This window comes from Nonomuraea sp. NPDC005983 (assembly GCF_040614375.1).
GTDB lineage: Bacteria > Actinomycetota > Actinomycetes > Streptosporangiales > Streptosporangiaceae > Nonomuraea.
On the sequence record NZ_JBEXUP010000211.1, the window covers coordinates 1 to 11,783 of the forward strand.

Here is an 11,783-nt window from a genome sequence, read left to right on the forward strand (position 1 = left end):
TCATGATCGCGATGGTTGCCTATGTCCCGAGACACACTCCATTGAAGTTTCCTATGTCTTGCGACATGGGTTTCCTATGTCCTGAACCAGCACACTGTCGCCCCGACTGTTCGACCAGGAGTAAGGCCACTCGTCGTGATCGCGAGTGGCCTTCCGCATGTCCGGGGTCCCGCGATTCAGCCCACCAGCCGCCTGACGCGTTCGTGGACGTGCGGGTGGGTGGCCATCAGGCGGCCCTCCCTGGTGCGCGACGCCACCAGCCCCAGCGCCGGAACCCCGCGACGGAGGTCCCGCAGCGGGATGCCCTCGTCCTCGTGCACCTTCAGCAGGGCCGAGGCGAGCAGCCCCGGCTGGCCGAGGAGGTCGGCGGCGGCGCGGTCGGCCGCGAGCTCCCTGGCCCGGCTGAGCCAGCGGAGCGGCAGATGGGCGAGGAAGCTGACCAGGCCTGCGAGTCCGCCGCCCGCCAGCACCGCGAGCCCGATCAGCAGGCCGTACGGGAACTCCTCCAGCAGGAGGCCGGGCGCCTCGACCGCGACACGTCCGGTGCCCTTGGCGAACGCGGCCAGGGCGATGGCGAACGAGCTGGCCACCGTCATGACCGCCACGTCGCTGTGCCTGATGTGGGCGATCTCGTGGGCGAGGACGGCGGTCAGCTCGTCCGGGTCGAGCCTGGCGCGCAGGCCCGTGGTGACGATGATCGTCGCGCTGCGTCGTGACCGTCCGACGGTGTACGCGTTCGGCGCCGGCGACGGGCTGATCGCCAGCCGCGGCTTGGGGGCGTCGCTCAGCGCGCACAACCGGTCGAGCACCGCGTGCAGTTCCGGCTCCTCGTCCGCCGTGACGAATCGGGCCTTGGTCATCCGCCGCGCGAGCAGCTCGGTGGACAGCCACTGCACCAGCAGGATCGCGCAGGCTCCCAGGACGACCCAGAGAACGGGGACCCCCACCAGGACGAGCCCGGCGAGCACGGCGCCGTAGACGGCCGCCAGCAGGGACATGGGGACGAGCATCCGCACCTCGGAACCTCCAGCCTGACAACGATGGGCCGGAAGGTCTCCCTCGCCGCCAAGGGCCCGCCTGACCGGGCCCACGAGGGCCGTCGTGACGATCAGGCGTGTTCGGAGGTACTCCCCTTCACTGCAAGAAAGGGTAATAAATCAGGAGTCGGCGCGAAAGAGGGCCCACACGGCCTTGCCACCGCGGGCCAGGGGGTCCCAGCCCCAGCACTGGCTGTAGGTCTCGACGATGTAGAGCCCGCGCCCGTTCTCGGAGATGAAGTCGGGCTCTTTGGGCCGCGGGATCTCGTCGCTCGGGTCGGCCACAGCAAGCAGGAAGTGCGGCGCCACCCGCATCAGGAGCAGCTGGATGCCCTGCTGCCCGCGCGCGTACACCGCGTACCTGACGGCGTTCGTCACGAGCTCGGACACCACCAGCGCGGCGTCGTCGCTCAGCTCTGACAGCCCCCAGCGCCGCAGGGTCGAGCGTGTCACATCCCTCGCCGTCTTGACCGAGTCGGCCTGGAAGGGGAGGGGGCATGAGGCCGTGTAGGGCTTGCCCGAGGTCAACAGGTGGTCAAAGCCCACCTCGCGGGTGATCTGCAGACAATCGGCAGTGGCCAAGGGGTCCCCAACCATCCCGCCGATACCTCCCGATTGCCCTCGGTTTCGTGCATGTTTTGCCCAATATGCACAAGACCATCATGGGTCAGGACCGCCGACGCTGCAAGACCCAAATGCACGTGCATGTGCAATGTGCAGCCGCATGGTCGGTTACCGGGTGGCTAGCCGATTCGGACACCAGGTTGAGACCTTGTCATACGCGGCGTTGTGGTGTCACTGTGTGTGCGGACCTTGATAGGGAGGCACAGTGACGCAGAACCAGCCGGGTTCCGGGCCTACGGCGCTGCGTATCCTCCTGGGCTCCCAACTACGCAGGCTCAGGGAAGGCAGGGGCGTCTCGCGCGAGGAGGCGGGGCACCTCATCCGCGGCTCGGAATCCAAGATCAGCCGCATGGAGCTCGGACGGGTCGGGTTCAAGGAGCGCGACGTGTCCGACCTACTGACCCTGTACGGCGTCGTCGAGGACGAGGCCCGCCACGCCGTCCTCGACCTGGTGGCGACCGCGAACGAGCCCGGCTGGTGGCACCGCTTCAACGACATCCTGCCCACCTGGTTCCAGGCGTACGTGGGTCTCGAGGAGGCCGCGGCCAGGATCAGGACCTACGAGGTCCAGTTCGTCCCCGGTCTGCTGCAGACCAAGGAGTACGCCAGAGCGGTGGTCACCGCCGGATCGGCCGGCGTCGGCGCCGAGGAGATCGCCCGCAGGGTCGACCTCCGGCTGGAGCGCCAGCGGGTGTTCGAACGCCCCGAGGGGCCGGTCTTCTGGGCGGTCATCGACGAGGCCGCGCTGCGCCGTCCCATCGGCGGAGCCGAGGTCATGCGCGCACAGCTCGAGCACCTGATCGACCTGATGCGGCAGCCGAACATCACGATCCAGGTCATGCCGTTCAGCTTCGGCGGCCACAGCGCCGAGGGCGGTGCGTTCAGCATCCTGCGCTTCCCCGACCACGAGCTCCCGGACGTCGTCTACGTCGAGCAACTCGCCAGCGCCCTCTACCTGGACAAGCGCGAGGACGTCGACAGGTACACAGCGGTGATGGAACGGCTCTGTGCAGTCAGCACCACGCCCGACGAGACCGTCGAGCTGCTGAGGTCGATCGCCGAAGAGTTCTGAGAGTCGCTGGGTCTGCCCTAGACTGGCCAACGGCGTTTGGTACCGCCGTAGCGGAGCATGCCCAACGCCGATCATGTGGGCGCGGCGCGTGAGCCGTACCGAATGGACGCGCCCGCGATCACTGGAAGCTTGATCAAGGAGACCACCCCGTGAAGACCGCTGTCGAGGAGCTCAGCCCGACCCGGGTCAAGCTCACTGTCGAGGTGCCGTTCGACGAGCTGCGCTCGAGCCTGGATGCGGCGTACAAGAAGGTCGCGCAGCAGGTGCGCGTTCCCGGGTTCCGCCCTGGCAAGGTCCCGGCTCGCATCATCGAGCAGCGCTTCGGCCGGGCGGTGGTGCTGGAGGAGACCCTCAACGACGCGGTGCCCAAGCTGTACGGCCAGGCCGTCGACGAGGTCGACCTGTTCCCGGTCAGCCAGCCCGACATCGAGGTCACGAAGATCGACGACGGCGAGCAGATCGAGTTCACCGCCGAGGTCGACATCCGTCCCAACTTCGACGTCCCTGACTACCAGGGTGTCGAGGTCACCGTCGACTCCGCCGAGGTCTCCGACGCCGACATCGACGCCCAGCTCGACGGGCTGCGCCAGCGCTTCGCCACGCTGACCGGCGTCGAGCGTCCCGCCGCGTCCGGCGACTTCGTCGTCATGGACCTGCGCGCCGAGATCGACGGTAAGAACATCGAGGAGCAGCAGGCCAACGAGGTCTCCTACGAGGTCGGCGCGGGCTCGGTGCTCCAGGGTCTCGACGGCGCGCTCGAGGGCATGTCCGCGGGCGACGAGAAGAGCTTCAAGACCGAGCTGGTCGGCGGCGCCAACGCCGGCGAGGAAGCCGACGTGATCATCAACGTCAAGTCGGTCAAGGAGAAGGTCCTGCCCGAGCTCGACGACGAGTTCGCGCAGCTCGCGAGCGAGTTCGACACGCTCGACGAGCTCAAGGAGAGCATCCGCGAGCAGGCCCGCCGCAACAAGCTCATCGAGCAGGTCGTCCAGGCCCGCGAGAACGCCCTCGACACGCTGCTGGAGAAGATCGACATCCCGATCCCCGACAGCGCGCTCAAGGCTGAGGTCGACGCCCGCAAGCACAACCTCGACCACCAGGTCGCCGAGAGCGGCCTGAGTCGCGACGCGTTCTTCCGTCTCTACCAGACGACGGAGGAGGAGCGCCTCGCTGAGTTCGAGACCAGCTCGGCCAAGGCGATCAAGGTCGGGTTCGTCCTCGACAAGATCGTCAAGGCGGAGGAGCTCGGCGTCTCCGAGCAGGAGCTGACCAACTTCGTGGTCCGCCGCGCCATGGAGATGGGCGTCCAGCCCAACCAGCTCGCCCAGCACCTGGCCGACAACGACCAGCTCACGCTGGCCATGGTCGAGATCGTCCGCGACAAGGCGAAGTCCGTCATCGGCGACGCCGCCAAGGTTGTCGACTCCGAGGGCAACGAGGTCGACCTCAAGGCCATCTACACCGAGATCAACGGTGAAGAGGTCGTCGAGGAGCCCGCCGAGGAGAAGACCGAAGACTGACCTTCACGTACGAAGCCCCCACCGCCATGCGGTTGGGGGCTTTGTCGGTTTTTGGGCAGGTGAGAGGCCATGGGGGACCAGCTCTTCATCCTCGCCCTGGGAGTCGGGCTCGCGATGGTGGTGTCCGGCGTGCTCGCCAGGCACCTGCGCGTGCCGGAGCCGTTCCTCCTCGTCCTGTTCGGCGCGGCGCTGAGCCTGCTGCTGTCCGCGGAGGTGGTGCACGTCGAGCCCGAGGTGGTGCTCAACGTGTTCCTGCCGCCACTGCTCTACCGCGCCGCCTTCCTGACGGCTCCGCGTGAAACCAGGCACGACGCCGTCCCGATCAGCGTCCTGGCGGTGGGCCTGACCTGCGCGACCGGGCTGTGCGTGATGGTCGTCCTAGGTGCCACCGTCCCAGGGTTGACGTGGGCGGCGGCGCTCACGCTCGGCGCGGCCGTCGCCCCCACCGACGCCGTGGCCGCCACGTCCGTGCTGGAGCGGGTCGGCGCGCCCAGGCGGCTCGTGACGATCCTGGAAGGCGAGAGCCTGCTCAACGACGGCGTCGCGCTCACCATGTTCGGGCTCGCGGTCGACGGGCTGACCGGCCGGGTCACGGCCGCCCACGGGGCGCTCACCCTGCTGCGGATCGTGTGCGGCGGCATCCTGTACGGCCTCGTGGTCGCCTGGGTGATCGGCAGGGTCCGGCCGCTGTTCCACGACCCCCGCAGCCAGATCGTGCTGTCGCTGCTGACGCCGTTCGTCGCCTACATACCGGCCGTGCACCTCGGCGTGTCGGGCGTGCTGGCGACCATCGTGACCGGCTTCTCGTTCGGCATCACCGGGCACGTCCTGCAGCCCGCCTCCCGGCTGACCGGCCAGGTCTTCTGGAACGTGCTGATCCACCTGCTCGGGTCCACCCTGTTCGTGCTGCTCGGCCTGCAGATCGTCACGGTGTTCCAGCACTTGGGCGGCACGGCGTGGTCCCGCTACGCGGTCGCGGGCCTGGTCACCGTCGCAACCGTCATCCTGCTACGGCTGGTGTGGACGGTGCTGGTGCTGCCGCTGGTCCGGCTGAGAGAGCCGATCGAGCGCAAGCAGCGCCTGGTGCTGGGCTGGGCGGGGATGCGCGGCGCGATCACGCTGGCCATCGCCCTGTCGATCCCCCTCTCCGCCGGAAACCGGCCGTTGCTGATCTTCCTGGCGGCCTGCGTCGTCCTGGTGTCGCTCGGGTTGCAGGCCACCACTCTCGGCCTGGTGCTGCGGCGCGTGGGACTGAGCGAGTCGCGCACCGAGATCCTGGAGGAGACCACCGCGCGTCAGACCATGCTGGAGGCCGCGCTCGCCCGCCTGGACGAACTGGCCGCCGACGGCAGGGTGGACGAGCACACGGCCGAGGTCTTCAGGCAGCTCTTCGAGCTGCGCCTGGACCGGGTCAGGGCGATACTCGAAGACGACCTCCTCGGCGAGGCCGGCCCGGGGGTCGACCTCGAGGCGGGCCATGGCGGCCTGCGCCGCGAGCTGATCAGAGCCCAGCGCGAGAAGCTTCGCCGGCTCTACGAGAAGGGGGCGATCGGCACTGACACGTTGCGTAAACTCAATCATGAGCTGGACGTCGAGGAGCGCCGCAGGGTCACGGGCGACCGTTGACCTGAACCTGCGCCGTCAGCGAACAGTCGGTGGACCGGGCATGACCTGTGTGCGGCGCGCGTTAAGGTCACAAGCAAAGCCCATCGATTACGACGCATCGGAAGGTGACGCTGTGACCAGCCCGCCGACCTTTTATCAGCCTGAGTCGCGAGGCCGTGAGAACGGCTCGTCCTTCCGGCTCGAGGACCAGCTGTACCAGCGCCTGCTGCGCGAGCGCATCATCGTGCTCGGGCAGGAGGTGAACGACGAGATCGCCAACCGCATCTGCGCCGAGCTGCTGCTGCTCGCGGCCGACGATCCCAATCGCGACATCACGCTCTACATCAACTCGCCTGGTGGCTCGGTGAGCGCCGGCATGGCGATTTACGACATGATGGAGTATGTACCGAACGACGTCTCCACGGTCGTGATGGGCATGGCGGCCTCGATGGGGCAGTTCCTGCTCTCCGCGGGCACCAAGGGCAAGCGCTACGGTCTGCCACACGCGCGCATCATGATGCACCAGCCGTCCGGCGGCATCGGTGGCACCGCCGCCGACATCGCCATCCAGGCCGAGCAGATGCTCTATGTGAAGAAGACCCTGGCCGAGCGGATCGCCTTCCACACGGGGCAGCCGCTCGAGCAGATCGAGGCCGATTCTGACCGCGACCGCTGGTTCACGGCCGAGGAGGCCAAGGACTATGGCTTCATCGACCACGTCGTGCGCAGCGCGCGGCAGGTGCCCTCGCAGGGCCCCGTCTCCTAGGGGAAGCTGAAGTGGATATCAACAGCCGCTACATCATTCCGGAGTTCTCGGAACGCACCTCGTACGGGGTGAAGACGATGAACCCGTATACCAAGCTCTTCGAGGACCGCATCATCTTCCTCGGGGTGCAGATCGACGACGCGTCGGCGAACGACGTCATGGCCCAGCTGCTGACGCTGGAGTCGCTCGACCCCGACCGTGACATCAGCATCTACATCAACTCGCCCGGCGGTTCGTTCACCGCCATGACGGCGATCTACGACACGATGCAGTTCGTCCGGCCGGAGATCCAGACCGTCTGCCTCGGCCAGGCCGCGTCCGCCGCGGCCGTGCTGCTGGCCGGCGGCACCCCGGGCAAGCGGTTCGCGCTGCCCAACGCCCGGGTGCTGATCCACCAGCCCTCCACCGAGGGTGGTGGCCAGGGAAGCGACATCGAGATCCAGGCCCGCGAGATCCTTCGCATGCGAGCCCTCCTGGAGGACATCGTGGCGAGGCACTCCGGTAAGAGCTCCGCCGAAGTCCGTAAGGACATCGAACGCGACAAAATTCTCAACGCGGACGAGGCGAAGGCGTATGGTCTGATCGACGACATCATCCCGTCCAGGAAGAAGCGAGCTCAGGCTGTTGCTTCCTAGATGAGAGGTGCGCACCGGAGCGCTGCCCATTAAGGCACGTTCCGGTGCGACTCGCCGCTAGGGGGCTCACTGAGGGCCCAGAAGACGGTAACGTCGAAACCTGAGCGGTTCGGACCGGGTCCGGAGGATACGGATCGCGGGAGCAGGGCGGTCCCACGCAAAGGAGTATCTGGGGTGGCACGCATCGGCGACGGGGGAGACCTGCTGAAGTGCTCTTTCTGCGGGAAGAGCCAGAAGCAAGTCAAGAAGCTCATTGCCGGTCCAGGCGTCTACATCTGCGATGAGTGCATCGATCTCTGCAACGAGATCATCGAGGAGGAGCTCTCCGAGTCCTCCGAGCTCAAGTGGGACAACCTGCCCAAGCCGAGGGAGATCTTCGAGTTCCTCGACGCCTACGTCATCGGTCAGGACAAGGCGAAGAAGGCGCTCTCGGTGGCGGTCTACAACCACTACAAGCGGGTGCAGTCCGGCGACCGGGGCAGGGATGACGGCCCTGAGCTGTCCAAGAGCAACATCCTGCTGCTCGGGCCCACGGGTTCCGGCAAGACGCTGCTGGCGCAGACCCTGGCGAAGATGCTGAACGTCCCCTTTGCCATCGCCGACGCCACCGCGCTCACCGAAGCCGGGTACGTCGGCGAGGACGTCGAGAACATCTTGCTCAAGCTCATCCAGGCCGCCGACTACGATGTGAAGAAGGCCGAGACCGGCATCATCTACATCGACGAGGTCGACAAGATCGCCCGTAAGAGCGAGAACCCGTCGATCACGCGCGACGTCTCGGGTGAGGGAGTGCAGCAGGCGCTGCTGAAGATACTCGAGGGCACCACGGCTTCGGTTCCGCCGCAGGGCGGCCGCAAGCACCCCCACCAGGAGTTCATCCAGATCGACACCACGAACGTGCTGTTCATCTGCGGCGGCGCCTTCGCCGGTCTGGAGAAGATCATCGAGTCGCGGGTCGGTAAGAAGGGCATCGGCTTCAACGCCGTCATCCGGTCCAAAGAAGAGGTCGACAGCGCCGACATCTTCGCCGACGTGATGCCGGAAGACCTGCTGAAGTTCGGCATGATCCCCGAGTTCGTCGGCCGCCTGCCGATCATCACCTCGGTGCACAACCTCGACCGCGAAGCGCTCATCCAGATCCTCACCGAGCCGCGCAACGCGCTGGTCAAGCAGTACCGCAAGCTGTTCGAGATCGACGGCGTAGACCTGGAGTTCACCGACGACGCGCTCGAAGCCATCGCCGACCAGGCCATCCTGCGTGGCACGGGTGCCCGTGGGCTGCGCGCGATCCTTGAGGAGGTGCTCCTGTCCGTCATGTACGAGGTGCCCTCCCGCGAGGACGTAGCACGCGTCGTCATCACCCGCGAGTCGGTGCTGGAGCACGCGATCCCGACCCTTGTCCCGCGTGACCAGCTCGCCGCCAAGCAGCAGCGCACGCCACGCGAGAAGTCGGCCTGACGGCCTCCCAAGCACGGCAGGCGCCCTGTGGATGCAGATCCATGGGGCGTTTCGCTGTTCCGCCTCCCTAGAATTGGTCACTGTGACAACGCCAGAGCTGCCTACCCAGTACACCCCGGCCGACGTCGAGACCCGAAGCTACGAGCGCTGGGTGTCCGAAGGCTACTTCCGTGCCGACCCTGGCAGCTCACGCGTGCCGTTCAGCATCGTCCTCCCTCCGCCGAACGTGACCGGCGTCCTGCACATCGGGCACGCCCTCGACCACTCCATCCAGGACGCGCTGACCCGCCGCGCCCGCATGCAGGGGCGCGAGGCCCTGTGGCTGCCCGGCATGGACCACGCGGGCATCGCCACCCAGAACGTCGTCGAGCGCGAGCTGGCCAAGCAGGGGCTATCGCGCCACGACCTGGGCCGTGAGGCGTTCGTCGAGCGGGTCTGGGAGTGGAAGGAGGAGTCGGGCGGCCGGATCCTCGGCCAGATGCGCAAGCTCGGCGACAGCGTCGACTGGTCGCGCGAGCGGTTCACCATGGACGAGGGGCTCTCGCGAGCCGTCCACACGATCTTCAAGAAGCTCTTCGACGACGGTCTGATCTACCGCGCCGAGCGCATCATCAACTGGTGCCCGCGCTGCCTGACCGCGCTCTCCGACATCGAGGTGGAGCACAGCGACGACGAAGGCGAGCTCGTCTCGATCCGCTACTCCGACGAGATCGTCGTGGCCACCACGCGGGCCGAGACCATGCTCGGCGACACCGCGGTGGCCGTGCATCCTTCCGACGAGCGGTATGCGCACCTGGTCGGCACCCTCGTGGAGGTGCCGCTTACCGGGCGTATGATCCCCGTCGTCGCCGACGAGCACGTCGACCCCGCATTCGGCACCGGCGCGGTCAAGGTGACCCCCGCGCACGACCCCAACGACTTCGAGATCGGCCGCCGCCACTCGCTGCCGTCGCTGACGGTCATGGACGAGCGCGGCGTGATCACCGCGCACGGGCCGTTCCTCGGCCTCGACCGGTTCGAGGCGCGCCCGGCGGTGGTGGCGGCGCTGCGGGCCGAGGGCCGGATCGTCGCGGAGAAGCGTCCGTACCTGCACTCGGTCGGGCACTGCTCACGGTGCAAGACCGTGGTGGAGCCCCGGCTGTCGCTCCAGTGGTTCGTCAACGTCTCGCCACTGGCCAAGGCCGCCGGCGACGCCGTGCGCGACGGCCGCACCCGCATCCACCCGCCGGAGCTCGCCAAGCGGTACTTCGACTGGGTCGACGACATGCACGACTGGTGCATCTCGCGGCAGCTGTGGTGGGGGCACCGGATTCCGGTCTGGTACGGCCCCGACGGCGAGGTCGTCTGCGTGGGCCCCGACGAGCAGGCCCCCGAGGGCTACGTCCAGGACGCTGACGTCCTCGACACCTGGTTCTCGTCCGGGCTCTGGCCGTTCTCGACGCTCGGCTGGCCCGACGCGACACCGGAGCTGGCCCGGTTCTACCCGACGTCCGTGCTGGTGACGGGGTACGACATCCTCTTCTTCTGGGTCGCCCGGATGATGATGTTCGGGCTGTACGCGATGGACGGCGAGCCGCCGTTCCGCGTGGTGTCGCTGCACGGCATGGTCCGCGACCAGTACGGCAAGAAGATGTCCAAGTCGTTCGGGAACGTGGTCGACCCGCTCGACTGGATCGAGCGTTTCGGCGCCGACGCGACCCGCTTCACGCTGCTGCGCGGCGCCAACCCCGGCGCGGACGTCGCGGTGAGCGAGGAATGGGCGGCCGGCTCCCGCAACTTCTGCAACAAGATCTGGAACGCCACCCGGTTCGCGCTGATGAACGGGGCGGCCGTCGGGTCCCTGGAAGGGCTGGAGCTGACGGCGGCCGACCGGTGGATCCTGTCGCGGCTGCAGAGCGTCATCTCGTCCGCCGACGCGGCGTTTGACGAGTTCGAGTTCGCCAAGGCGTCCGACCTGCTCTACCACTTCGCGTGGGACGAGGTCTGCGACTGGTATCTGGAGCTGGCCAAGATCCAGCTCGGCGAGGGGCTGGAGCACACCAGGCTGGTGCTCGGGCACGTCCTCGACGCGCTGCTGCGGCTGATGCATCCGCTGGTGCCGTTCGTCACGGAGGAACTGTGGCGGGCGGTCACGGGCGGCGAGTCGATCGTCGTCGCGCCCTGGCCCGAGATCGATGCGCGATACGCCGATCCGGCCGCCGAGGCGGAGATCGTGGCGCTACAGGAGCTGGTGACCGAGGTCCGCAGGTTCCGCTCCGACCAGGGGCTGAAGCCGGGCCAGAAGGTGGCGGCGCGGCTAGCGCTGTCCGGCACGGCCCTGGCTGCGCAGGAGGGTGCTATCCGGTCTCTGCTGCGGCTGACCGCGCCGGGCGACACGTTCGCCGCCACGGCACGGCTCACTGTGGGCGGAGTGAGCGTCGAGATCGACACCGCCGGCGCCATCGACGTCGCGGCCGAGCGTAAGCGTCTGGAGAAGGATCTGGCCGTGGCCCGGAAGGAGGCCGCTCAGGTGGCGGCCAAGCTGGGCAACGAGCAGTTCATGGCCAAGGCGCCCGACGACGTGGTGGCCAAGGTCAGAGGACGGGCCGAGCAGTCAGCTGCTGACATCGCGCGGCTGGAGGCTCAGCTCGCCATGCTGCCGCAAGGCTGAATGTTTGGGCCCTCCGCACGCGGGGAAGACCTATTCGTTACCGAAGATGGACCTTGGACCTCGCTGGGGCTGCTACAGTTTTCCGTGCGGGGCAGCTAGCTCCGACATCCCTCCGGCAGATCCGATCTTTCGGGGCGCGTCCAGATCCGATTGGACAAAGCTCTGAAGTTGGAGTAAGTTAGAGGGGTTGCCCTGGGAACAGGGTAGGTCCGGAAGATCCCGGATCGGGCGATTTGACAAAGATCGTCCGAGTCGGGTAAACTGGATCAGCGAGAGGTGCGCCTCTGATCGCGGATCGACAGGATCTGGGTGACGAAGTTCGCGTCCGTTTCTTGAGAACTCAACAGTGTGCTAAAAGCCAGTGCATGATGCACAAACCCCGTCATTGATTTGACGGATTCCTTTTGGTTGGGATT

The 11,783-nt window shown here is 67.3% G+C and carries 9 protein-coding genes; 7 read left to right on the forward strand and 2 right to left on the reverse strand.

All coding sequences use genetic code 11. The features are described 5' to 3' along the window. Positions 1-176: 176 nt before the first annotated feature. Together ABZ297_RS44045 and ABZ297_RS44050 are read right to left on the reverse strand one after the other, a co-directional pair. Positions 177-1,010 carry a M48 family metalloprotease gene (locus tag ABZ297_RS44045; protein WP_355359648.1) on the reverse strand — a complete coding sequence of 278 codons (834 nt, stop codon included), beginning with the start codon at positions 1,008-1,010 and terminating at the stop codon, positions 177-179. Between the two features lie 147 nt (positions 1,011-1,157). Then, positions 1,158-1,619 carry an ATP-binding protein gene (locus tag ABZ297_RS44050; protein ID WP_355359624.1) on the reverse strand — a complete coding sequence of 154 codons (462 nt, stop codon included), beginning with the start codon at positions 1,617-1,619 and terminating at the stop codon, positions 1,158-1,160. 247 nt (positions 1,620-1,866) lie between these two features. Between ABZ297_RS44050 and ABZ297_RS44055 the strand changes: the two genes are divergently transcribed. From ABZ297_RS44055 to ABZ297_RS44085, 7 genes are all read left to right on the forward strand, one after another. Next, entirely contained in the window at positions 1,867-2,733 is an 867-nt protein-coding gene (locus ABZ297_RS44055) for a helix-turn-helix transcriptional regulator (protein WP_355359627.1), read from the forward strand. A 149-nt stretch (positions 2,734-2,882) separates the two neighbouring features. Continuing rightward, positions 2,883-4,253, forward strand: a complete 1,371-nt coding sequence (gene tig / locus ABZ297_RS44060) for a trigger factor (protein WP_355359630.1) — start codon at positions 2,883-2,885, stop codon at positions 4,251-4,253. A 69-nt stretch (positions 4,254-4,322) separates the two neighbouring features. After that, entirely contained in the window at positions 4,323-5,879 is a 1,557-nt protein-coding gene (locus tag ABZ297_RS44065) for a Na+/H+ antiporter (protein WP_355359633.1), read from the forward strand. A gap of 112 nt (positions 5,880-5,991) precedes the next feature. After that, positions 5,992-6,624 (forward strand): ATP-dependent Clp protease proteolytic subunit, encoded by a 633-nt coding sequence (locus ABZ297_RS44070; RefSeq protein WP_355359636.1) that lies wholly within the window; start codon positions 5,992-5,994, stop codon positions 6,622-6,624. Positions 6,625-6,635: 11 nt separating this feature from the next. Next, positions 6,636-7,259 carry an ATP-dependent Clp protease proteolytic subunit gene (locus ABZ297_RS44075; protein WP_355359639.1) on the forward strand — a complete coding sequence of 208 codons (624 nt, stop codon included), beginning with the start codon at positions 6,636-6,638 and terminating at the stop codon, positions 7,257-7,259. A gap of 174 nt (positions 7,260-7,433) precedes the next feature. Beyond that, a complete protein-coding gene (gene clpX / locus ABZ297_RS44080; RefSeq protein ID WP_355359642.1) occupies positions 7,434-8,717 on the forward strand; it encodes an ATP-dependent Clp protease ATP-binding subunit ClpX in 1,284 nt (427 codons plus the stop codon). A 73-nt stretch (positions 8,718-8,790) separates the two neighbouring features. Beyond that, on the forward strand, positions 8,791-11,367 hold the full coding sequence (locus ABZ297_RS44085) for a valine--tRNA ligase (RefSeq protein WP_355359645.1): 2,577 nt from the start codon (positions 8,791-8,793) through the stop codon (positions 11,365-11,367). Positions 11,368-11,783: the final 416 nt, after the last annotated feature.